This window comes from Massilia sp. CFBP9026, assembly GCF_034045165.1.
Lineage (GTDB): Bacteria > Pseudomonadota > Gammaproteobacteria > Burkholderiales > Burkholderiaceae_D > Telluria > Telluria arenae.
Genome location: NZ_JAXCWH010000011.1, coordinates 74873 through 98165, shown reverse-complemented (window position 1 = coordinate 98165; position 23293 = coordinate 74873). Strand labels below are relative to the sequence as shown.

The window sequence follows — 23293 nt, the reverse complement described above, 5'->3', positions numbered from 1 at the left end:
GCAAATCTCGTACCGTGCGGCATCAAATGCTGGATGCCCGTACACTGGTCATTAAATAAAAAACAATATATTTCCCTAGTGACTTTGTGAGAGAATTGCATTGCGGCTATTGTTGCATTGAGACAACAAAATCCTAGGTGAGAGAAATGATTCCGACTTGCTCATGAGTATCGGAATAAAAATAGTTGTACAATTGAATAGAAAATTACGAAATTAAACTTCCGGAATCGAACGCCGCCAGCGACTCCGTTTCAACCCCAGATAGGAATTTGAATCATGACTAACCAAGTCGGCATTGATATGAACAGCGATTCGGAAGGCGATGAGCTGCTTCAGTACAACCCGAACCGCCTGCTCGATACCCTGATCGAGAACCTGCGCCTGAAGAACGACGCAGCCCTGTCGCGCGCACTCGAAGTGGCGCCGCCGGTGATCTCGAAGATCCGCCACCACCGCCTGCCGGTCGGTGCTTCGCTGCTGATCCGCATGCACGAAGTCAGCGACCTGTCGATCCGCGACCTGCGCTACCTGATGGGCGATCGCCGTGCGAAGTTCCGCATCAGCGACAAGCAGTTCAAGCCGAAAGAAGGCGCGGCTCCTGCTTCGAAGGACTGAGTCGTCGCGGGCGCGGCAGTTGGCGCCCGGACTTCTGCCTTGACAAGGATGGGCGGCGCCTTGCGCGCCGCCGGATGAGTAGTGCGTACGCCCGCGCGGGCGTACGAGCCGCCGCATTGGCGGACGACCGGATACCCCAGCTACGCGCTGGCCGAACGGTCTAAGCAGTCCCAGCGACTGATACAACAAAGGCCGCCTGTCATCCAGGCGGCCTTTTCATTTGGCGCGGCGCCGTTCAGGCCGGGAAGACGCCGGTCGACAGGTAACGGTCGCCGCGGTCGCACACCACGAACACAATGGTCGCGTTTTCCACCGTCTGGGCGATACGCAGCGCCACTTCACAGGCGCCGGCGGCCGAGATGCCGCAGAAGATGCCTTCTTCGGCCGCCATGCGGCGCGCCATCTGCTCGGCCGAGGCCTGGCTCACGCTCTCGACCTGGTCGACGCGCGCTGCTTCGTAGATCTTCGGCAGATAGGCTTCGGGCCATTTGCGGATGCCCGGGATCGACGAGCCTTCCTCGGGTTGGGCGCCGACGATGCGGATCGCCTCGTTCTGTTCCTTCAGGTAGCGCGACACGCCCATGATGGTGCCGGTGGTGCCCATGGCGCTGACGAAATGCGTGACGCGGCCTTCGGTGTCGCGCCAGATTTCTGGACCGGTGGTCTCGTAGTGCGCACGCGGATTATCGAAGTTGGCGAACTGGTCGAGGATGATGCCCTGGCCATCCTTCTGCATCTGCTCGGCCATGTCGCGCGCGTATTCCATGCCGCCCGACTTCGGCGTCAGGATGATTTGCGCACCATACGCGGCCATGCTTTGGCGGCGCTCGACCGACAAATTGTCTGGCATCAGGAGGATCATCTTGTAGCCGAGGATCGCGGCCGCCATCGCCAGCGCGATGCCGGTATTGCCGCTGGTGGCTTCGATCAGCGTGTCGCCCGGCTTGATCTGGCCGCGCAGCTCGGCGCCGCGCAGCATCGACATGGCGGCGCGATCCTTCACCGAGCCGGCCGGGTTATTGCCTTCCAGCTTGCCCAGGATAATATTGTTGCGGGCCGCGATGTCGGCGCCAGGCAGGCGCTGCAGCTGCACGAGCGGCGTGTTGCCGATCGTGGCTTCGATGGTCTTGTAAGCCATTGCTTTCTCTATTCCTTGCGATACCAAAGCGCCATTTTAATCTGAGAAGCAATACGGCGTCGGGGCGGGCATCAGTGGACTTGTCCACCGATGCCCGCCCCATCAATTTACAGGCAGGACGTACGTTGGTTTAGCGCAGCGGCAAGGGATACGTGGCCGGGCTGACGTTGCCATCCTTGTCGACTGCTTGCACGCCGAAGAACACATTGTCTTTCGACAGGTCGACGGTCGCTTCAGTTACATTCCCGACCCACTTCGAGTTTTCCCAATTGGCGCTGGTGGTATCGCGCCACACGAGGCGGTAGCCGGCCAGGTCGGGTTCGGCATTGGCCTTCCACACCAGGGTCGAATCGTTGGTCAGACCCGCGGTGCGCAGCTTCACTTCCTGCGGCGCGGATGGCGCCAGCGCCAGCGACGCCATGGCGGCGCCATTCACCTTGGTCACGTTGGCAACGTAGCGGAAGTCGACGTGGTCGATGGTGTCGCCAAACACCTTGCCGTTTTCGGTACGCAGGTCCTGGTGCTGGTGGTCGAAGTTTTCGGCCGGTTCGGTGAAGCGCAGCGCGGCATAGCCCTGCTCCAGGAACGGCATGTGGTCGCCGCCGCGCAGGTAGCGGTCGTGGCGCTGGATGACGGACACCTTGAAGCCCTTCACATAGCGCTCGCCCTGCTCCTTGGTGTGGCGCGCGAGCTGGCGCGAGATCGAATCGTTCTCGCCGCCGGTGGCCACCAGCTGGCGCACGGCCTCGCTCATTTCCTTGGTCGCCGGAATGCTCTGGGCGAACAGGCGCACCGATTTATCGTCGACCTTGCCATCGTCGCCGCGCGAGCTGCCGATGATGTCGTTGGTGAACATGCCGGCCACGTTCCAGCCCTTTTCGCGCGCCTGGGTCGCCCAGTGACGGGCGCCGATCAGGCCCTGCTCTTCGGCCGCTACGGCCATGAACACGAGCGTCGCGTCGAACTTGTACTTGGCCATCACGCAGGCCAGTTCCATGATGGCGGCGGTGCCCGAAGCGTCGTCGTTGGCGCCCGGCGCATCCGACGTTGCATCCATCACGTCCGAGGCGCGCGAGTCGTAGTGGCCGCTGACCACGTACATGCGGTCCTTCGAGGCGGCCTGCGTGCCCGGCAGGGTCGCGACCACGTTGACGATCTCGGTCGGCCTGGAGATGCGCGCCGAGACCGGCGCCATGTGGCTGTCGAAGGCCACCTGCAGTGGCGTGCCGGCGCCGCAGCGCTCCAGCTCGGCCTTGATCCAGCGGCGCGCGGCGCCGATGCCGCGCGTCTCGGATTCGGTCTCCGACATCGTGTGGCGGGTGCCGAAGCTGACCAGCTTGCGGATATGGCTTTCGATGCGCTTCTGCGAAATTTCGCCCAGGATCTTGTTGATTTGGGCTTGCTGGGCGGTGATGTTCGGCTGGGCCGGGGTGGCGGCAGAAGCCGTCGCGGACGCGGCCAGCAGGGCCGCCAGCAAGGCGGTGGAAACACGGGCGTGAGGCATGGTTACCTTTCTGGTATTGATGTGCAAGCTGTAACAGATGAGCTTGCACATCTTGCCACGCGGCCGCAGGAATGTCAGTCAATACATGTCATCAAGCGATCACAGTGCGGCCTTGGCGTCGGCCGCCTGGCTCGGCTTGGCGTCTTTCGCGACCGGCTTGGCCGCAGCGGCGCCCTCCTTGCCCTTGCCGTTGACCACCAGGCCGGCCTCGGACAGCTTGGCGGCCTTCTTGTCGCCCAGGCCCTTGATGCGTCCCTGCAGGTCGGACCAGTCCTTGAATTCGCCCTTGGCGCGTTCGTCCAGGATGGCCTTGGACATGCTCGGTCCCACGCCCTTCACGCCATCGAGCGCCGCGGCGTCGGCCTTGTTGACGTCCACCTGGGCAAAGGCGAAGCCGGCCGAGGCGACCAGGACGGCGACCGCCAGCATCAGATTCTTGATCATTGAATGTTCTCCGTAAGTGAATACTCCCGACGGCGGGGCGCCGCCGGTGTTCACTTAGACGGATGACCCCGGCTAATGTTGGGGGCCGGGGACTGAGCGCGATCAAGCGTCAGGCGGGTTGATTACGGAAACAGCTCCTCGCGGGTCACGGTCGCCGTGCCCAGCTTGCCGACCACGATGCCGCCGGCGCGGTTGGCGGTCACCAGGGCCTCGGCCAGCGGCGCGCCGGTGCCGAGCATGGTGGCGAGCGTGGCGATCACGGTGTCGCCCGCGCCGGAGACGTCGAACACCTCGCGCGCGTCGGCATGCACGTGCAGCACTTCGTCCTGCGTGAACAGGCTCATGCCTTCTTCGGAGCGGGTCAGCAGCAATGCGTCCAGGCTCAGTTCCTGGCGCAGCTTCTGCGCTTTCTCGAGCAATTGCTCTTCGGTCTTCCAGCCGCCCACCACTTGCTGCAGCTCGGAGCGGTTCGGGGTCAGGATACTCGCGCCCCGATACGGCGTGAAATCGTCGCCCTTCGGATCGACCAGCACGATCTTGCCGGCGGTGCGCGCCAGCGCGATCATCTCGGCCACATCGACCAGGGAACCCTTGTTGTAGTCGGACAGGATGATGACGTCGTAGTCCGGCAGCAGCGCCTTGAACTGGGTGAGCTTGTCGCGCAGGACGTTCTCGGTCGGCGCATCCTCGAAGTCGATGCGCACCATCTGCTGCTGGCGGCCGATCACGCGCAGCTTGATGATGGTCGAGATCGCCTCGTCGCGCTTCAGGTAGCTGTGGATGCCTCCATCCTGCAGCAATTGCTCCATCTGGTCGCCCGCTTCATCGGCGCCGGCCACGCCCAACAGGCCCGTGTGAGCGCCGAGGGCGGCGGCATTGCGCGCCACGTTGGCGGCGCCGCCCAGGCGCTCTTCGCGCTTCTGGATGCGCACCACGGGCACCGGGGCCTCGGGAGAGATGCGCGAAACGTCGCCGAACCAGTAGCGGTCGAGCATGACGTCACCCACCACCAGCAGGCGCACGGAAGACAGTTGCGGGGCCGCCTGCAGGCGGAAATCGTCAGCCACCAGCAGGCGGCTTGGAGTCGGCTTGTTCATCGTACTCAGTTCATCACATTCAGTTCTTCGGTGCGGCGCGGCGGGTAGGAATCCCAGCGGTTGCACCCCGGGCAGTGCCAGTAGAACTGGCGCGCCTTGAAGCCGCAGTGGCTGCACTGGTAGCGCGCCAGCTTCTGGGTATAGCGCTGGACCAGGTTCTTGACCATCGACAGCTCTTCCCAGATATTTGCCGGCGCATCCATCAGGCGCGCTTCCAGCAGTTTATCCAGGCCCAGCAGGGTTGGATTGCGGCGCAGCTCTTCGACCACCAGTTCCTTAGCCGCCTGCACGCCATCGAGCTCGATGACGGCCTTGAACACGACCTCGATCAGGTCGATCGACGAGGCCTCGGCCAGGTAGGACTTGAGCAGGTTAACGCCTTCCTGCGGGCGGCCCACCTTGCGGTAGCCATCCATCAGGCGCGCGGCCACCAGGGCCACGTGCGGCACGCTCTGCTGCTCGACGCGGCGCCAGGTCTTCAATGCCTCTTCGACGTCGCCCTGGGCCAGCTGCGCGTCGCCGCGCAGGATGGTGGCGCGTACGCTGTGGCGGTCGGCTTCCAGTGCCTTGTCGAGCAACTGCATGGCGTCGCCCGACGCCGTGTGCACCAGCGCATCCTGGGCCAGTTCGCAATAGAACTGGGCGATTTCCTTCTGGCGCGAGCCGGCGCCCGAATCCTGCAGGCCTTCGGCGGCCGCAATGGCGCGCTTCCATTCCTTCTCGCGCTGGTAGATCTCGAGCAGCGAGCGGCGCGCCTTGACCGCATACGAGGTGTCGACCAGCTGGTTGAAGGTTTCCTCGGCGCGGTCCAGCAGGCCGGCCTTCAGGTAATCGATGCCGAGCTCGTACTGGGCATGCGCCTTGTCCTCGGCCGGCAGATCGGGCCGCGCCAGCAGGTTCTGGTGCACGCGGATCGCGCGCTCGGTTTCGCCGCGGCGGCGGAACAGGTTGCCGAGGGCAAAGTGCATGTCTGCCGATTCGGGGTCGAGCTTGACGATCTCGATGAAGGAATCGATGGCTTTGTCCGGCTGGTCGTTCAGCAGGTGGTTGAGGCCCTTGAAATAACCGCGTGGCAAGGTGCGCGATTCGGAAACCAGTTCGTTGATGTCGACCCGGGCGGCAAGCCAGCCTAGGCCAAAGAAGAATGGGATGCCAAGCAGCATCCAGAGTTCAAATTCCATGGATTCTAGTTTTCTTATTGTTCAGGGGCGCGGTGCAGGCGGCGGGGTCACGCTGTCCGGCGTCGGCGCTGCGTTGCCGGTGCCGGCGGCGCTTTGCAGGGACTGGATGGTGATCTTGTTCAGCCACTTCTCGCGGCGCTGGCGGAACACGGTCGGGGCCAGCGCCAGGATGCCGAAGGCGGCGCCGGCCACGAAGAAGGCCAGCAGCATCAGCACCAGCGGGCCGCGCAATTCATATTGCAGGAAGAAATGCAGGTCGACTTCCTGAGTGTTCTTCAGGGCAAAGCCGAAGAAGAGAATGAACAGGACGATTCCGACGATGGTCGAGACAAATTTCATCAGCAGGTTCCGCTGGAGAATGGTGTGAGGGCGAAGTGTCGCATATTCGCCATGATATTTCAAAATGACACCGGGCGTGGGCCAGAAGCCACTTGGAGAAAGGCAAATAAAAAACGGCATCCTCTCGGATGCCGTTTTCTTGGGGCTGCTCGACGACTAATCGTTGATGATCGGTTGCCCGACCATCGCATCCACCCGCTCGCGCAACTGCTTGCCCGGCTTGAAGTGCGGCACCCGTTTTTCGGGCACCATCACCTTGTCGCCGGACTTCGGATTGCGTCCGATGCGCGGAGGACGGCTGTTCAGCGAGAAGCTGCCGAAACCACGGATCTCGATGCGCTGCCCGGTCGCCAGGGCGTTGGTCATCGCATCGAGGATGGTCTTGACAGCAAACTCCGCATCCTTCGCCACCAGCTGGGAATAACGCTCAGCCAGTCGGTTGATCAGCTCGGATTTGGTCATCTGCCGCTCCAGTCAGGGGTTAGCCTGATTAGTTTTTGTTGTCGAACTTGGCTTTGAGCAGTGCGCCCAGGCTGGTGGTGCCCGAAGCTGCGCTGTTGTCGTTGGCCAGTTTGCTCATTGCTTCCTGGGTGTCAACATTGTCTTTCGCCTTGATCGACAGCTGGATGCTGCGAGCCTTGCGATCGATGTTGATGACCAGGGCTTCGACGCTGTCGCCCACTTTCAGGTGGGTGCCGGCATCTTCCACGCGGTCGCGTGCGATTTCCGAAGCGCGCAGGTAGCCTTCGACTTCTTCGCTCAGAGCGATCACGGCGCCTTTTGGCTCAACCGATTTCACGGTGCCGGTGACCAGGGTGCCCTTGTCGTTCAGCGAAGCGAAGTTGTTGAACGGGTCGCCTTCCAGCTGCTTCACGCCCAGCGAAACACGCTCGCGCTCGACGTCGATTGCCAGGACGACTGCTTCCAGCTCGTCGCCCTTCTTGAAGCGACGCACGGCTTCTTCGCCGGCTTCGGTCCACGACAGGTCCGACAGGTGGACCAGGCCATCGATATTGCCTGGCAGGCCGATGAAGACGCCGAAGTCGGTGATCGACTTGATCGAACCCTTGACCTTGTCGCCCTTCTTGTGGGTCATGCCGAAGTCGTCCCATGGGTTCGCTTTGCACTGCTTCATGCCCAGCGAGATACGGCGACGCTCTTCGTCGATCTCCAGAACCATGACTTCCACTTCGTCGCCCAGCTGGACAACCTTGTTTGGCGCCACGTTCTTGTTGGTCCAGTCCATTTCCGACACGTGGACCAGGCCTTCGATGCCTTGTTCCACTTCGACGAACGCGCCGTAGTCGGTGAGGTTGGTGACTTTACCGAACAGGCGGGTGCCTTGTGGGTAACGACGCGACAGACCGGTCCATGGGTCATCGCCCAGTTGCTTCACGCCCAGCGAAACACGGTTCTTCTCTTGATCGTATTTCAGGACTTTAGCGGTGATCTCTTGGCCAACCGACAGGACTTCCGACGGGTGACGCACGCGACGCCATGCCAGGTCGGTGATGTGCAGCAGGCCGTCGATGCCGCCCAGGTCAACGAACGCACCGTAGTCGGTGATGTTCTTGACGACGCCGGTAACCACGGTGCCTTCTTTCAGGGTTTCCATCAGCTTCGCGCGCTCTTCGCCCATCGATGCTTCGATGACGGCGCGACGCGACAGCACGACGTTGTTGCGCTTGCGGTCCAGCTTGATGACCTTGAATTCGAGGGTCTTGCCTTCGAATGGGGTGGTGTCCTTGACTGGACGGGTGTCAACCAGCGAACCCGGCAGGAAGGCGCGGATGCCGTTGGTCAGGACGGTCAGGCCGCCTTTGACTTTACCGTTGACGGTACCGGTGACGATTTCGCCCGATTCCATCGCTTTTTCCAGTGCCAGCCACGAAGCCAGACGCTTGGCTTTGTCGCGCGACAGGATGGTGTCGCCGAAGCCGTTTTCCAGCGACTCGATAGCCACGGAAACGAAATCGCCGATTTGAACTTCCAGTTCGCCCTGGTCGTTCTTGAATTCTTCGACCGGGATGAAGGCTTCCGATTTCAGACCTGCGTTGACGATCACGAAGTTGTGATCCAGGCGCACGACTTCAGCCGAGATGACTTCGCCCGAACGCATGTCTTGACGTTGCAGCGATTCCTCGAAGAGGGCTGCGAAGCTTTCCATACCGGTATCTTGAGTTGCAGTAGACATAAAAGTGGGATATTTCATGTTAACCAGCAGGCCGACAATATGCGGACTGAACTGGGTTAGGGTTAAAACACGCCTGCAACGGTAAAAAATCTGTTGCAAGCACCAAAGGACGCCGGCCCGGAGACCGTCGTCCCCGCGAAGGCGGGGACCCAAGTTTGCCTGCACACCACGGCGATGACTCGAGCCAACGGTATGCATCGAACTGGGATTCCCGCCTGCGCGGGAATGACGTTTTGACGCCAACGGCTTACGCCGAAAGCATCGAAACGCCATTCAAAGTCTTTAAAAACTCTTCTTGATTACTTTTGCCGGGCTACTTTTGCGAATACCAGGCCATGACCTGTTCCACTGCCTGATCCACGCCCATTTCGGACGTGTCCAGCAGATGCGCATCGCTTGCCGGGGCTAGAGGGGCGACCGCGCGATTGGTGTCGCGCTCGTCTCTCGCCTGCAAATCTGCCAGGAGGTCGTTCATATTAGCAGAAAACCCTTTGTCAATCAATTGCTTATACCTGCGTTGCGCACGGGCCTCAACACTTGCGGTCAAGAACACCTTCAGCTTGGCGGTGGGGAAGATCACGGTGCCCATATCGCGTCCGTCGGCTACCAGGCCCGGCGTCTGGCGAAAGCCCAGCTGCAGCCCGAACAGCGCCTGGCGCACGGTCGGCAGCGCGGCGATCTTCGACGCCATATTGCCCACCTCCTCGGCCCGGATCGCGTGCGTCACATCCTCCTGCGCCAGATAGATATGCTCGCCCTGGAAGCGCGCCGGCAGGTGTTCGGCCAGCTTGGCAATCGCGTGCTCGTCGCGCAGCTCGACCTCGCGCCGCAGCGCCTGCAGCGCCGTCAGGCGGTACAGCGCGCCCGAGTCGAGCAAATGAAAACTGAGGCGCTCGGCGACCCGGCTGGCGACCGTCCCCTTGCCGGATGCGGTGGGGCCGTCGATGGTGATGACTGGTACGTTCGAATTCGGCATGCGGATCCTGGCAATCGGTTAGAACAGCTCGTCGCGCGCGATGCCCGCGAACGCTTCAAAATAATCGGGGAAGGTCTTGGCGACGCATTTCGGATCGTTGATGCGCATCGCGTTGCCGCGGCGCGCCTTGCCGTCCAGCGAAGCGAGCGAGAAGCACATCGCCATGCGGTGGTCGTCGTAGGTGTCGATCGTGGCCGGCTTGAGTTCTTCCGGCGGGGTGATGCGGATGTAGTCCGGCCCCTCCTCCACCTCGGCGCCGACCTTGCGCAGCTCGGTGGCCATCGCCGCCAGGCGGTCGGTTTCCTTCACGCGCCAGCTGGCGATATTGCGCAGCGTGCTCGGGCCGTCGGCATACAACGCCGCCACCGCGATCGTCATCGCCGCATCCGGGATGTGGTTGAAATCGGCATCGATGGCTTTCAGCACGCCGTTCGACCTCGCTTCGATCCAGTTGTCGCCGCGGGTAATAATGGCGCCCATGCGCTCGAGCGCATCGGCGAAGCGCACGTCGCCCTGGATGCTGTGTTCGCCCACGCCTTCCACCCGCACCGGACCGCCGGCGATCGCGCCAGCTGCCAGGAAGTAGGATGCCGACGACGCGTCACCCTCGACGTGGATGGTGCCGGGACTTTGATAGCGCTGGCCCGGATGCACGGTGAACGAGGACCAGCCATTCTGCTCGACCTCGACGCCGAAGCGGCGCATCAGGTTCAGGGTTATCTCGATATAGGGTTTCGAAATGAGTTCGCCGACGACGTCGATCGCCACCGGATGGGTCTTGGCCATCAGCGGCGCCGACATCAGGAGCGCGGTCAGGAACTGGCTCGACACATTGCCGCGCACGGCGATGCGCTGCGGATTGACGCGGCCGCGGCGGATGCGCAGCGGCGGGAAGCCCTGCTCGCCCGTGTACTCGATCTGGGCGCCGACTTCGTTCAGCGCGTCGACCAGGTCGCCGATCGGACGCTCGTGCATGCGCGAGACGCCATGCAGCGTGTAATCGCCGCCGATCACGGCCAGGGCGGCAGTCAGCGGACGGATCGCGGTGCCGGCATTACCCATGAACAGGTCGGCTTCATGGTTCGGCAGCTCGCCGCCATTGCCGTGCACGACCACGGTGCGCTCGTCGACTTCGTCCCACTGGATGCCCAGCGAGCGCAGCGCGCCCAGCATCACCATGGTGTCGTCCGAGGCCAGCAGGTCGTGGATCGTGGTCGTACCCTCGGACAGCGCCGCCAGCAGCAGCGTGCGGTTCGAGATGGACTTGGAACCCGGCAGCCGCACCGTGCCCTGCGCATGCAGCACGGGCTCGAGGTCGATATGCTGCGGGTAGTGTTTTTGCTGCGTCATGTATTTTCCTGATTGGGCGAACGCCGTTCGAGCGAGCCGGCTTCGATGGCTTCTTGCCATTCGCGGCGGGCGCGCTGGGCGGTCGCGTAGATTCCTTGCAAGCCGACGCCGTCCGCGGCCGCAAGCATGGCCCGCATCGACGTCAATTGTGCCAGATATGCATCCAGCTCGGTAAGCAGCGCGGCGCGGTTGGCCAGGCTGATGTCGCGCCACATCTCGGGCGACGAACCGGCGATGCGCGTGAAGTCGCGGAAACCGCTGGCGGCGTACTGGAACAGCAGGTCGGCATGCGGCTTGGCGGCGATGTCGTCCACCAGCGCATAGGCCAGCAGGTGCGGCAGATGGCTGACGGCGGCGAACACGCGGTCATGGTCGTCCGGGCTGAGCGTGTGGATCACGGCGCCGCAGGCGCGCCAGGCGCCGGCGACTTTCTCGACGTCGTGCGCCGCATTCTCAGGCAGCGGCGTCAGCACGCATTTCTTGCCCTGGTACAGGCCGGCCAGTGCGGCGTCGGGGCCGTTCGATTCGCTGCCCGCGATCGGGTGGCCCGGCACGAACTGGTGCACCCGGTCGCCCAGCACCGCACGGGCGGCCGCGACCACGTCGCACTTGGTGCTGCCGGCGTCGGTCACGATCGTCCGCGGCTCGAGGTGCGGCAGCAGCGCTTCGAGAATCGGGCCGGTCTGGGCCACCGGTGCGGCCAGCAGCACCAGGTCAGCGCCGCGCAGCGCGTCGGCATGATCCTCGGTGATGCGGTCGACGATGCCCAGCTCCAGCGCGCGCGCCAGCGCTTCCGGGTGGCGGCCGATGCCGACCACCTCGCTCACCTGGCCGGCGCGCTTGAGCGCCAGCGCGAACGAACCGCCGATCAGGCCAACGCCGACGATAACGACTTTAGCGAGCATTCAGCTGAGGGATTTCTTGAGGGCTGCGATGAAGGCTGCATTCTCTTCGGGCAGGCCGATCGAGATGCGCAGCCACTGCGGCAGGCCGTAGGCGCCGACCGGACGCACGATCACGCCCTGCTTCAGGAGCGCCGTGTTCACGCGCGCGCCGGCCTGGTCGTCATTGCCGACCTTGACCAGCACGAAGTTGCCGAACGACGGCACGTACTCGAGCTTCAGCTCCTCGAAGGCGGCGATCATCTGCTTGTAGCCCTCGGCGTTGTTCTTGGCGCCCTTTTCCAGGAATGGCTTGTCGTTCAGCGCCGCGATCGCGGCGGCCTGCGCCAGCGAGTTGACGTTGAACGGCTGGCGGATGCGGTTCATCAGGTCCGTCACTTCCGGTTGGGCGATGGCGAAGCCCACGCGCAGGCCGGCCAGACCATAGGCCTTGGAGAAGGTGCGCGAGACGATCAGGTTCGGGTATTTGCGCACCCAGGCGCTCGACTCGAACTGGTGCTCCGGCGCCAGGTATTCGTTATAGGCTTCGTCCAGCACCACGACCACGTTGGCCGGCACCTTCTGCAGGAAGGCTTCGACTTGCTCGGCCGGAATGAAGGTGCCGGTCGGGTTGTTCGGGTTGGCGACGTAGACCAGGCGCGTGTCCGCATCGATCGCGGCGGCCATCGCATCCAGGTCGTGGCCGTAGTCCACGCTCGGGACCACGATGGCGCGTCCGCCCACGCCCTGCGTGGCCAGTGCGTACACCGCGAACGAATACTGCGAATAGACCACCGCCTCGCCCTTTTGCACGAAGGCGTGTGCGGCGATCTCCAGGATGTCGTTGCTGCCGTTGCCGAGGGTGATCCACTCGAGCGGCACGTCGTAGCGCTGCGACAGCGCGGTCTTGAGCTCGAAGCCGTTGGCGTCCGGGTAGCGGCCGAGATCGGCGGCGGCTTCGAGCATCGCGGCGCGGCTCGATTCCGGCAGGCCGAAAGGATTCTCGTTGGAGGCCAGCTTGACGATGGTCGCTTCGTCGAGACCGAACTCGCGGGCGACTTCGGCGATGGGTTTTCCGGCCTGGTAAGGGGCGATGGCGCGGACGTATTCGGGACCGAATTTCGACATGGTGTCTCTCTCTATCTTTAATTAAAGGCTTTGCGGGTAGGAGCCCAGCACCTTGAAGAAGGCGGCGTTGTCCTTGAGTTCCGCGAGCGCGCGTGCGACCGCGGCGTCATGCACATGGCCCTCGATATCGACGTAGAAGTAGTACTCCCAGGTGCCGATGCGCGCCGGGCGCGATTCGAAGCGGGTCATCGAGACGCCATGCTTTTCGAGTGGCGCCAGCAGGTTGTAGACGGCGCCGGCCTTGTTCGGCACGGCCAGCACGATGCCGGTGCGGTCCTTGCCCGACGGGCCGGTCTGCAGCTGGCCGATCACCAGGAAGCGGGTGCGGTTGTGCGGATCGTCCTGGATGTGGGCTTGCACCACGCCCAGCTGGTACTGCTCGCCCGCCATTTCGCTGGCGATCGCGGCGACCGTCGGATCCTGGCTCGCCAGCACCGCCGCCTCGGCGTTCGAGGCCACGGCGCGGCGCTCGACGTCGGGGTGGTGCAGGTTGAGCCAGACCTGGCACTGGGCCAGCGCCTGCGAATGCGCGCAGACGACTTTGACGCCGTCCATCGAACCGGTCTTGGTCATCAGGCTGTGGTGCACGGCGATCGATACCTCGCCGCTGATGATGGTGGTGGTGGCCAGCAGCAGGTCGAGCGAGCGGTTGATCGCGCCTTCCGACGAGTTCTCGACCGGGACCACGCCGAAATCGGCGGTGCCGGCCTCGGTGGCGCGGAACACCTCGTCGATCGACACGCAAGGCAGCGTGTGAATGGCCGTGCCGAACTGCTGGAACACGGCCTGCTCGCTGAAGGTGCCGCTCGGCCCCAGATAGGCGACCGTCACGCGCTTCTCGAGCGCGCGGCAGGACGACATGATCTCGCGGAAGATGGTTTGCACGTCCTTGTCCTTGAGCGGACCGGGATTGCGGTCGGCCACGCCGCGCAGCACTTGCGCTTCGCGCTCGGGACGGAATACGGGGGCGTTGGTTTCGGCCTTGACGTGGCCGACCTCTTGCGCGACCTTGCCGCGCTCGCTCAACAGCGAGAGGATTTGCGCGTCGATCGCATCGATGCGTTCGCGCAGGGGTTTGAGTTTGTCTGTCATCGTTATGCTGTGTGGTCGATTGGTTCGCCTGACCGCTGCTGCACGCCTGAATGCCCCGGCATGCCGGGGCGGGTCTCAACGACCGGCGAACTCGTTCAAATAATCGACGAGGGCCTGTACGCCCTCGATCGGCATCGCGTTGTAGATCGATGCCCGCATGCCGCCGACGGACTTGTGGCCCTTCAGTTGCAGCAGACCGCGCGCTTGTGCGCCGGTCAGGAATAACTGGTTCAGCGATTCGTCGCGCAGGTAGAACGGCACGTTCATGCGCGATCGGAATTCCGGCGCCACGCGGTTGGCGTAAAAATCGTCGCGGTCGAGCGCTTCATACAGCAGCTTCGCCTTCTCGATATTACGCGCCTCCATGGCGGCCACGCCGCCATTGGCCTTGAGCCAGGCGAACACCAACCCGGCGATATAGATCGAATAGGTCGGCGGCGTGTTGTACAGCGAATCGTGCTCGGCGCAGGTCTTCCAGTTGAAGGCCGACGGGCACTGCGGCGACGCGTAGTCGAGCAGGTCTTCGCGCACGATCACCAGGGTCAGGCCGGCCGGGCCGATATTCTTCTGGGCGCCGGCGAAGATCACGCCATATTTCGAGACGTCGATCTTGCGCGACAGGATGTGCGAGGACATGTCGGCCACGATCGGCACATCTGGATCGATCTGCGGCGCGTCGGGGTATTCGACGCCGTCGATGGTCTCGTTGGTGCAGATGTGCAGATAGGCCGCGTCCTGCGACAGCTTCCAGGCATCGCGCGCCGGGACGCGGGCAAACCCTTCGGCCTCGCTCGATGCGGCGACGTTGACGCGCGCATAGCGCGCCGCTTCCTTGATCGACTTGCCCGACCACGAACCGGTGTGGACGAAGTCGATCACCGGTTCGTTGCGGCGGCCGGCCAGGTTGAGGGGAACGATGGCGTTCTGCCCAAGCCCCCCGCCCTGCTGGAACAGGATTTTATAGTTGGCCGGCACGTCCAGCAGCTCACGCAGGTCATCGAGCGCCTGGCGGTGGATGCTGGAAAATTCTGGACCGCGATGGCTCATCTCCATCACCGACATGCCGCTGCCATGCCAGTCGAGCATCTCGCTCGCTGCCTGCAGCAGCACTTCTTTCGGAAGGACGGCGGGGCCGGCCGAGAAATTGAAGACGTGGGTCATGCGGTCCTTTCCAAGATGTTATTTAGCCTGGGCGTTCTGCATCACTTCCAGCATCAGGCCGTTCAGGCGCGGCGCGACGATCTTCTGGCCGACCGCCATGCTTTCGGCGGCGAGACGCGGGCTCAGGGCCAGCATCTTCTGGCCCAGCGGGGTGCGGTAGAAGGCGCTCAGCTGTTTCAGTTCGGCCACCGAATAGTTGCGGGCATACAGCGGCCCGATCTCGGCCATCATCTCGTCGATCAGCGCCGGATCGCGGAACATGCGGTTGACCGCCTCGGCGGCGCCCGGCAAGACCTGTTCGATCTTCTCCAGCGCAGCCTTCTTCTTCTCGTCGCTGGCGGTCGGATCGGCATTGATCACCGCCGTGACCTGGGCGCGCATCATCTGCGGCAGCGCCTTTTCCATCTCGTTGAACGAGGCGGTCATCATCTTGCGCACGTCCATCGCGTCCATCAATTCCTTGACGGCGGCAGTTTCCTGGGCGTTAGGGGCAGCGCCTTGCGCCAGGGCGAACGCAGGGGCGCCGGCGAAGACGGCGGCACAGGTCACGGCGAGAAGGATTTTTTTCATTGGCTTTCCAAGCGGGCGCAGACGCCCATCGAATTGAACGAAGGGTGCAAACGCTGGATCAGCATTTGCACCCGGGCGCCATTATTCCGGCGCCGGTTCGAGCTCGACTTCTTCGAGGTCGGTCTCGACGATGCGCTGCAGGCCGGACAGCTTGGTGCCATCCTCGACCGCGATCAGGGTCACGCCCTGGGTCGCGCGACCCATCTCGCGGATCTCGGAGACGCGGGTGCGAATCAGCACGCCGCCGGTCGTGATCAGCATGATCTCGTCGCTTGGCTCGACCAGGGTCGCGGCCACCACTTTGCCGTTACGCTCGCTGGTCTGGATCGCGATCATGCCCTTGGTGCCGCGGCCGTGGCGGGTGTACTCCGTGATCGGGGTACGCTTGCCGAAGCCGTTCTCGGTGGCGGTGAGGACGGTCTGCTCTTCGCTCTCGGCCACCAGCAGCGCGATGACCTGCTGGCCTTCTTCGAGGTTCATGCCGCGCACGCCGCGCGCGGTACGGCCCATCGGACGCACGTCGTTCTCGTCGAAGCGCACGGCCTTGCCGCCGTCGGAGAACAGCATCACGTCGTGCTTGCCGTCGGTGAGCGCGGCGCCGACCAGCACGTCGCCCTCATCCAGGTCGACCGCGATGATGCCGGCCTTGCGTGGATTGGAAAAGTCGCGCAGCGGGGTCTTCTTGACGGTGCCCAGCGAGGTCGACATGAAGACGTAGTGATCTTCTGGGAAGGTGCGGTTCTCGCCCTGCAGCGGCAGCACGACGGTGATCTTCTCGTTGTCCTGCAGCGGGAACATATTGACGATCGGCTTGCCGCGCGAGTTGCGCGAGCCTTGCGGCACTTCCCACACCTTGAGCCAGTACATCCGGCCACGATTGCTGAAGCACAGCATGTAGTCGTGGGTATTGGCGATGAACAGCTGGTCGATCCAGTCTTCGTCCTTGGTCGCCGTCGCCTGCTTGCCGCGGCCGCCACGCTTCTGGGCGCGGTATTCGGAGATCGGCTGCGCTTTCATATAGCCCGCGTGCGACAGGGTCACCACCATGTCCTGCGGGGTGATCAGGTCTTCGGTCTCGAGGTCGCTGGCGTTGTGCTCGATGCTCGAACGGCGGGTGTCCTTGCCATTGTCGGCGTACTCGGCCTTGATGGCGGTCATTTCGTCGACGATGATCGTGGTGACACGCTCAGGCTTGGACAGGATGTCGAGCAGGTCGGCGATGTGGGCCATCACCTCTTTGTACTCGTTGACGATCTTGTCCTGCTCCAGGCCGGTCAGGCGCTGCAGACGCATCTGCAGGATCTCTTGCGCCTGCTCGTCCGACAGCTTGTACAGGCCGCTCTGCTGCATGCCGTAGTGCTTCGGCAGGTGCTCCGGACGGAAGGCGGCGATGCCGCCGGACTCGCCCAGTTCGGTGCGATTGAGCATCTCGCGCACCAGGGACGAATCCCAGCTGCGCTCCATCAGCTCGAGCTTGGCGACCGGCGGGGTTGGAGCGGCCTTGATGATGGCGATGAAGTCGTCGATGTTCGCCAGCGCGACGGCCAGGCCTTCCAGCATGTGGCCGCGGTCGCGCGCCTTGCGCAGTTCGAATACGGTGCGGCGGGTGACCACTTCGCGGCGGTGCGACAGGAAGCACTCGAGCATCTGCTTGAGGTTCAGCAGCTTAGGCTGGCCATTGACCAGCGCCACCATATTCATGCCGAAGGTGTCTTGCAGCTGGGTCTGCTTGTACAGATTGTTCAGCACGACCTCAGGCACTTCACCGCGCTTGAGCTCGATCACCACGCGCATGCCCGATTTATCGGACTCATCGCGGATGTCGGAAATGCCTTCAAGCTTCTTGTCGCGCACGTTTTCGGCGATGCGCTCGAGCAGCGATTTCTTGTTTACCTGGTATGGCAGCTCATCGATGATGATCGCGGTGCGATTACCGTCGCGGCCCACTTCCTCGAAGTGGGTCTTGGCGCGCATCACCACGCGGCCGCGGCCGGTGCGGTAACCGTCGCGCACGCCCGAGACGCCATAGATGATGCCGGCGGTCGGGAAGTCCGGCGCCGGGATCAGCTCGATCAGCTCGTCGATGGTGCAGTCCGGGTTGTGCAGCACGTGCATCGCGCCGGCAATCACTTCGGACAGATTGTGCGGCGGAATATTGGTCGCCATGCCGACCGCGATGCCGGACGAACCGTTGATCAAGAGGTTCGGGATGCGGGTCGGCAGGACCGTCGGTTCCTTCTCTTTACCGTCGTAGTTCGGCTGGAAGTCGACGGTGTCCTTGTCGATGTCGGCCAGGATCTCTCCGGCGATCTTGTCGAGGCGGCACTCGGTGTAACGCATCGCCGCGGCGCTGTCGCCGTCGATCGAGCCGAAGTTGCCCTGACCATCGACCAGGGTGTAGCGCAGCGAGAAGTCCTGGGCCATGCGGACCAGGGTGTCGTAGATCGACGAGTCGCCGTGCGGGTGGAATTTACCCATCGTGTCGCCGACGACGCGCGCGCACTTGAGGTAGGGACGATTCCACACGTTGTTCATCTCGTGCATCGCGTAGAGCACACGGCGGTGCACCGGCTTCAGGCCGTCGCGTACGTCCGGCAGCGCACGGCCCACGATCACGCTCATCGCGTAATCGAGGTAGCTCTTGCGCATCTCTTCTTCGAGGGAAATCGGGACTGTTTCTTTTGCGAATTGATCCATTGGGCGGGTCGACTGCTTTCAGGCGATGGTTATAAGTTGCAACGGACGATTCTACCATGCGACAGATAGCAGATGCTCAATTCCGACCGGTCCACTCTGGATGCTGGAAATCACGGGCGGGACGATGGAATGCACACCAAATTTCCAGCATTGTCGTCCCCAGCCCGCTCCGCTTGAGAAAATGTTGCGGCGAAACAACGTCAAGCAATTAATGCTTGATGTTTGATTTGGGTGCAGTCGTGCGATTTTGGTGCATGTGGCAAAATGGACAGGAAGTCAATTGCTTGTTTCACAATACGAAACAGACGGTGCGGCCGCCGTGTTAATCTTATGACCACACATGGGAGCCCGTTTGAATCGCTACGGAATTAACCGAAAGGAAAAGAATATGAAGAAACTGATCACTGTTCTGCTCGCAGCGTCGGCCGCGATTGCGGGCGTCGCCTCCGCCCAAAGCGCCCCACCTTACGCGCCACTGACCACCGACATCCAGGCCCGTACCCCGTACAGCGCCTATGTGCAGGACGCTCGCGGCGTGATCGCGCGCAATCCTTTCGGCCTGTGCTGGCGCACTGGCTACTGGACCCCGGCCGATGCGGTCCCAGGTTGCGACGCACCGCTGTGCGTCGAGCCAGAGAAACTTGAAAACGGCAAGTGCGTTGCTCCGCCGCCACCAGCAGCGCCGGCGCCTGCTCCAGCACCTGCGCCAGTCGTGGCCGCACCAGTGCCGACCTCGGAAAAAGTCAGCTACTCGGCCGACGCCTTCTTCGACTTCGACAAGGCGATCCTGAAGCCAGCCGGCAAGTCCTCGCTGGATGAGCTGAGCGCCAAGCTGGGCGACATGAACCTGGAAGTCATCATCGCCGTCGGCCACACCGACTCGATCGGCACCGATGCCTACAACCAGAAGCTGTCGATCCGCCGCGCCGAAGCCGTCAAGGCCTACCTGAAAGGCAAAGGCATCGAAGACACCCGCATCTACACCGAAGGCAAGGGCGAAAGCCAGCCGAAAGCGGACAACAAGACCGCCGAAGGCCGCGCACAGAACCGTCGCGTGGAAATCGAAGTCGTCGGTACCCGTACCGTCAACAAGTAATCGGCTCCAAGCCACTGTCGTAAGCACGTCGTCCCCGCGCAGGCGGGGACCCAAGTTTGCAAGCGTTTCGATAGCGCATGCAGTACTTGGGTCCCCGCCTTCGCGGGGACGACGTTTTTGCGCCGGAGACAAGTACACTTGGATCCCCGCCTGCGCGGGGACGACCTTCGCCTGCCGGCGGAGATCGATTTCCGCTATTATTCGAGCCATGACGACGACAAACGCAGACCCATTAGAAATCCAGAAGTTCAGCGAACTGGCCCACCGCTGGTGGGACCCGACCTCCGAATTCCGTCCGCTGCACGAAATCAACCCCTTGCGCCTCGAGTGGATCAACGCACGCGCGCCGCTGGCCGGCAAGAACGTGATCGACATCGGTTGCGGCGGCGGCGTGCTGTCCGAATCGATGGCGCGCAAGGGCGCCAAGGTGACCGGTATCGACCTGTCCCAGAAGGCGCTCAAGGTCGCCGACCTGCACAGCCTGGAATCGGGCGTGGAGGTGCGCTACAAGCACATCGCGGCCGAAGAGATGGCCGAACAGGAAGCCGGCCAGTTCGACGTCGTCACCTGCATGGAAATGCTGGAGCACGTGCCCGACCCGGCCTCGATCGTGCGCGCCGCCGCCAAGCTGGTGAAACCGGGCGGCCACCTGTTCTTCTCGACCCTGAACCGCAATCCGAAGTCCTACCTGTTCGCCGTGATCGGCGCCGAGTACGTGCTACGCATGCTGCCGCGCGGGACCCACGACTACGGCAAGTTCATCACGCCGGCCGAGCTGGCGCAATTCGTGCGCCAGGCCGGCCTGCAGGTCGACGGCCTGAAGGGCTTGACCTATAACCCGCTGACCAAGATCTATTCGCTGAACAACGACACCGATGTGAACTACATGGTGGCGTGCAGCAAACCGCTCTGAACGACATGACTTTTCCGACCGTGATGCCGGCACCGCGTGCCATCCTGTTCGACCTCGACGGCACGCTGGCCGATACCGCGCCCGACCTCGCCGCGGCCGTGAACTGGCTGCGCACCGAGCGCGGCCTGGACCCGACCCCGTACGAGGTGCTGCGTCCGACCGCCTCGGCCGGCGCGCGCGGCATGATCGGCGCCGCCTTCGGCCTGGCGCCGGGCGACGAGGGCTACGAGGAACTGCGCCTGGCCTGGTTTGAACGCTACCAGTCCGCAATGTCGACCTACACGACCCTGTTCGACGGCATTCCCGAGCTGCTGGACGGCATCACGGACGCCGGCATGGACTGGGGCATCGTGACCAATAAACCGTCGCGCTTCACCGATCCGCTGGTGCCGCAAATCGCGCTGGCGCACGCCGGCTGCATCGTGTCGGGCGACACCACGGGCTTCGCCAAACCCCACCCCGCCCCACTGCTGGAAGGCGCGCGCCGGCTCGGCATTGCACCAGAACAGTGCTGGTACGTGGGCGACGACCTGCGCGATATCGAGGCGGGACACGCGGCCGGCATGGTCACCGTCGCCTGTGTCTGGGGCTATTGCGGCGCGATCGAGCCGTCGACCTGGGGCGCGGACTACCTGCTCGAGACGCCGGCGCAGCTGCTGGCGCTGCTGGGGCAGGTCTCCGAGGCGGCGCGGCAGGCCGAGCAAGCGGCCTGAGGCTCTGGTCACTCTCTCCCACGGCGCCCTTTCCGGCGCCGTTTTCTTTTGTGCCGACATGCTTACATCTATTTACGATTGATACAGGGGCACGTCTATCTCTCCGTCCGGCTCGCCAGTAATCTACGTCCATACGAACACGCCATACCAAACGGAGCAGATCATGGAAACCACGACCACCAACCGCATCCACCCACTGATGGCCGCTGCCGCCGCGTCGGTCATCGTCGTCAGCCTGACTGGCGCCGCCGCGATCACCGGCTTGCTGCCGACCTCGAACAGCGCGCCGGAGCCGAGCATGCCGCTGGCCGCTGCCTCGCCCTACGCGATGCCGCAGGCGGGTATGGTGCAGCCGAACGGCTACGTCGCCCAGCCTGGCCAGATGGCGCCGGTGGCAGCTAACGGTCAGCAACTGGTGCCGGCCATGGTTCCCGCGATGGTCCCGGCCCATCAGGTGGCATATGCCCAACCGGTCGCCCAGGTGCAGCCGGAGCCGACCGTGATCATCAAGGAAAAACCGGTGGTGAAAGTGGTCGAGAAAACCCGCGTGGTGCACGCCAAGCCGCAACCCGTCCGCTATGAAGAACCGCGGTACTCGCAGCCTGCGCCGGCGCCGGCCCAGCAGCCTAACTATGTCGGCATCGGCACCGGCGCCGTGATCGGCGGCCTGATCGGCAACCAGATCGGCGGCGGCAACGGCAAGAAGCTGGCGACTGTCGCCGGCGTGATCGGCGGCGGCATCATCGGCAACGAAATCGCCAACCGCAACGGCCGCTAAGCAAGCGCTAACTTACCGTCTCTCCCCTTGGCCGCGGACTTTCAGTCTGCGGCCTTTTTTTTGAACACGCCGACGATGATATCGCTCGGGAACATGCGCAGTACGGGAATCGCGCACATGATCGCCACGTACTGGAGATAGAGCGACACGGTCGGCACATTGCCGGCGCAGCGCAGGCGCTCCAGCAAGCCCTTGGCGCGCAGCGCCGGCAGTTCGGCCGCCTCGGCCAGCTCGAAGCCCTGCCCCACCACCAGTTGCTGCAGATTGCGCGGATTGAAGTAATGGACGTGCGGCGAAGGCAGGTCTTTCTGCCACAAGCGCTCGAACGGCCCACGCCAACCCAGGCGCGCGATCAGCTTCGACAGCCGGTAGAAGAAGCCGCGGCTGTTCGGCAGGTTGAGGATCAGGATGCCACCGTCGTGCAGGCGCGCATGGCAAGCGGCCAGCGCGCTGCGGATGTCGGGAATGTGTTCGATCACGTCGTTGAACACGATGACGTCGAAGCGTTCGCCCTCCCTGAGTACGTCGGGGAAGTAACCGGAACGTACCGGCAAGCCGCGCGCGGCGGCGCGGGCGCCGACCACGGCATCCGGCTCCACGCCCAGCACGTCGAATTGCTCGCGCGCCGTCTCGAGGAACCAACCGTGAGCGCTCCCGACGTCGAGCAGGCGCGGCCGGCTGACGCCGACGTGGCGCCGGGCCCAGGCGACGATGGTGCGGAAGTTTTCGAGACGCAGCGCCTTGAGGCCGGCCTCGCGCTCGGCTTCGTCCACGGCGGGACCGGTATGCGCATTGATGACAACGCTCAGGGCGGCGCTTTCATAGTTGCAAGCCGGGCAGGTTGCATGCCATCCGGCCAGACCGGCCACCTTGGTATTGCCACAAACGATACACGTCATGTCTAACCTCGTGAGCATCTCGACCCCCTCAGCATATTGCAATTAAGCTATGCATTGTAGGTTTTTTATGATGACAGACTTTAAGCAGACGCTAAGGAACGGCGCTGTACATCCTCGGCGCTTGGAGTACAATAGAGGTTCTTGACGTTGGGGGCGACCTGGTTTCGACGTGGGTTGCAAAGCAGCGCAGGGCATACCGAGGACTGGTTACCTCGTAAATACATCCAGAAATCAATAACTGCAAACGATAACTCGTACGCACAAGCAGCTTAATTGCTGCTAGCTCTACAACACCTCGCCTCTGGGGTGAGTCGCAAGACTAGTAGAGTCATTTACAGAGGCTAGGAATCAATCGGGTTACTTGGTTGCTTCCGAAATTTAAGGTAACTCGCTTGTACAAAGGGTGCACATCCCCGTTGTACAGGTCAAATCAAATGATAGTGCTAAGTATGTAGAACTGTCTGTAGAGTGCTTGCGGACGCGGGTTCGATTCCCGCCGCCTCCACCAACCGCATTCAAAAAGCCGC

The 23293-nt window shown here is 63.1% G+C and carries 22 protein-coding genes and 1 other RNA gene; 6 read left to right on the top strand and 17 right to left on the bottom strand.

The annotated features are described in order from the left end of the window. Nucleotides 1-276: 276 nt before the first annotated feature. Nucleotides 277-615, top strand: a complete 339-nt coding sequence (locus tag SOM28_RS22980; RefSeq protein WP_320469564.1) for a hypothetical protein — start codon at nucleotides 277-279, stop codon at nucleotides 613-615. Between the two features lie 235 nt (nucleotides 616-850). On the opposite strand, the gene cysM is transcribed toward SOM28_RS22980, so the two are convergent. The 16 genes from cysM to gyrA form a co-directional block, all read right to left on the bottom strand. Then, nucleotides 851-1753 carry a cysteine synthase CysM gene (gene cysM / locus SOM28_RS22975; RefSeq protein WP_123068059.1) on the bottom strand — a complete coding sequence of 301 codons (903 nt, stop codon included), beginning with the start codon at nucleotides 1751-1753 and terminating at the stop codon, nucleotides 851-853. Between the two features lie 130 nt (nucleotides 1754-1883). Next, nucleotides 1884-3257 carry a M20/M25/M40 family metallo-hydrolase gene (locus SOM28_RS22970; protein ID WP_187271480.1) on the bottom strand — a complete coding sequence of 458 codons (1374 nt, stop codon included), beginning with the start codon at nucleotides 3255-3257 and terminating at the stop codon, nucleotides 1884-1886. 99 nt (nucleotides 3258-3356) lie between these two features. After that, nucleotides 3357-3701 (bottom strand): ComEA family DNA-binding protein, encoded by a 345-nt coding sequence (locus SOM28_RS22965; RefSeq protein WP_320469563.1) that lies wholly within the window; start codon nucleotides 3699-3701, stop codon nucleotides 3357-3359. A 122-nt stretch (nucleotides 3702-3823) separates the two neighbouring features. Then, complete coding sequence (gene rfaE1 / locus SOM28_RS22960; protein WP_320469562.1) at nucleotides 3824-4798, bottom strand: D-glycero-beta-D-manno-heptose-7-phosphate kinase; 975 nt, start codon at nucleotides 4796-4798, stop codon at nucleotides 3824-3826. Nucleotides 4799-4803: 5 nt separating this feature from the next. Continuing rightward, nucleotides 4804-5979 carry a lipopolysaccharide assembly protein LapB gene (gene lapB / locus SOM28_RS22955; protein ID WP_123068055.1) on the bottom strand — a complete coding sequence of 392 codons (1176 nt, stop codon included), beginning with the start codon at nucleotides 5977-5979 and terminating at the stop codon, nucleotides 4804-4806. Nucleotides 5980-6000: 21 nt separating this feature from the next. After that, nucleotides 6001-6318, bottom strand: a complete 318-nt coding sequence (locus tag SOM28_RS22950; RefSeq protein WP_071359980.1) for a LapA family protein — start codon at nucleotides 6316-6318, stop codon at nucleotides 6001-6003. Nucleotides 6319-6474: 156 nt separating this feature from the next. After that, nucleotides 6475-6780: an integration host factor subunit beta gene (locus SOM28_RS22945; RefSeq protein ID WP_005668997.1), complete on the bottom strand. Its 306-nt coding sequence runs from the start codon at nucleotides 6778-6780 to the stop codon at nucleotides 6475-6477. Between the two features lie 28 nt (nucleotides 6781-6808). Next, the gene (rpsA, locus tag SOM28_RS22940) at nucleotides 6809-8512 is read right to left on the bottom strand and encodes a 30S ribosomal protein S1 (protein ID WP_123068054.1); all 1704 of its coding nucleotides are present in this window, start codon (nucleotides 8510-8512) and stop codon (nucleotides 6809-6811) included. Nucleotides 8513-8825: 313 nt separating this feature from the next. Next, nucleotides 8826-9488 (bottom strand): (d)CMP kinase, encoded by a 663-nt coding sequence (gene cmk / locus SOM28_RS22935; protein ID WP_123068053.1) that lies wholly within the window; start codon nucleotides 9486-9488, stop codon nucleotides 8826-8828. A gap of 18 nt (nucleotides 9489-9506) precedes the next feature. Further along, the gene (gene aroA / locus SOM28_RS22930; RefSeq protein WP_123068052.1) at nucleotides 9507-10838 is read right to left on the bottom strand and encodes a 3-phosphoshikimate 1-carboxyvinyltransferase; all 1332 of its coding nucleotides are present in this window, start codon (nucleotides 10836-10838) and stop codon (nucleotides 9507-9509) included. After that, entirely contained in the window at nucleotides 10835-11743 is a 909-nt protein-coding gene (locus SOM28_RS22925; protein ID WP_320469561.1) for a prephenate dehydrogenase, read from the bottom strand. The genes aroA and SOM28_RS22925 overlap by 4 nt, the downstream gene beginning before the upstream one ends. Then, a complete protein-coding gene (gene hisC, locus SOM28_RS22920; protein WP_320469560.1) occupies nucleotides 11744-12847 on the bottom strand; it encodes a histidinol-phosphate transaminase in 1104 nt (367 codons plus the stop codon). A 21-nt stretch (nucleotides 12848-12868) separates the two neighbouring features. Beyond that, the gene (gene pheA / locus SOM28_RS22915) at nucleotides 12869-13939 is read right to left on the bottom strand and encodes a prephenate dehydratase (RefSeq protein ID WP_123068049.1); all 1071 of its coding nucleotides are present in this window, start codon (nucleotides 13937-13939) and stop codon (nucleotides 12869-12871) included. Between the two features lie 75 nt (nucleotides 13940-14014). After that, nucleotides 14015-15100 (bottom strand): 3-phosphoserine/phosphohydroxythreonine transaminase, encoded by a 1086-nt coding sequence (gene serC / locus SOM28_RS22910; protein WP_320469559.1) that lies wholly within the window; start codon nucleotides 15098-15100, stop codon nucleotides 14015-14017. Nucleotides 15101-15118: 18 nt separating this feature from the next. Continuing rightward, nucleotides 15119-15670 carry a DUF2059 domain-containing protein gene (locus tag SOM28_RS22905; protein ID WP_320469558.1) on the bottom strand — a complete coding sequence of 184 codons (552 nt, stop codon included), beginning with the start codon at nucleotides 15668-15670 and terminating at the stop codon, nucleotides 15119-15121. Between the two features lie 81 nt (nucleotides 15671-15751). Next, entirely contained in the window at nucleotides 15752-18367 is a 2616-nt protein-coding gene (gene gyrA / locus SOM28_RS22900; protein ID WP_320469557.1) for a DNA gyrase subunit A, read from the bottom strand. Between the two features lie 388 nt (nucleotides 18368-18755). Here gyrA and ompA point away from each other — a divergent pair, with 388 nt between their 5' ends. The 4 genes from ompA (at nucleotide 18756) to SOM28_RS22880 (ending at nucleotide 21867) form a co-directional block, all read left to right on the top strand. Continuing rightward, entirely contained in the window at nucleotides 18756-19463 is a 708-nt protein-coding gene (ompA, locus tag SOM28_RS22895) for an outer membrane protein OmpA (RefSeq protein ID WP_123068044.1), read from the top strand. A gap of 208 nt (nucleotides 19464-19671) precedes the next feature. Continuing rightward, nucleotides 19672-20376, top strand: a complete 705-nt coding sequence (ubiG, locus tag SOM28_RS22890) for a bifunctional 2-polyprenyl-6-hydroxyphenol methylase/3-demethylubiquinol 3-O-methyltransferase UbiG (protein WP_123070614.1) — start codon at nucleotides 19672-19674, stop codon at nucleotides 20374-20376. 5 nt (nucleotides 20377-20381) lie between these two features. After that, nucleotides 20382-21089, top strand: a complete 708-nt coding sequence (locus SOM28_RS22885) for an HAD family hydrolase (protein ID WP_183407490.1) — start codon at nucleotides 20382-20384, stop codon at nucleotides 21087-21089. A gap of 163 nt (nucleotides 21090-21252) precedes the next feature. Further along, nucleotides 21253-21867 (top strand): glycine zipper 2TM domain-containing protein, encoded by a 615-nt coding sequence (locus SOM28_RS22880; RefSeq protein WP_123070613.1) that lies wholly within the window; start codon nucleotides 21253-21255, stop codon nucleotides 21865-21867. 41 nt (nucleotides 21868-21908) lie between these two features. Here the strand turns inward: SOM28_RS22880 and SOM28_RS22875 are convergent, their stop codons facing one another. Next, nucleotides 21909-22766, bottom strand: a complete 858-nt coding sequence (locus SOM28_RS22875) for a class I SAM-dependent methyltransferase (protein WP_123070612.1) — start codon at nucleotides 22764-22766, stop codon at nucleotides 21909-21911. A 149-nt stretch (nucleotides 22767-22915) separates the two neighbouring features. On the opposite strand from SOM28_RS22875, the gene ssrA reads away from it, so the two are divergent. Then, nucleotides 22916-23274, top strand: a transfer-messenger RNA (tmRNA) gene (gene ssrA, locus SOM28_RS22870). The last annotated feature ends 19 nt before the right edge of the window (nucleotides 23275-23293 follow it).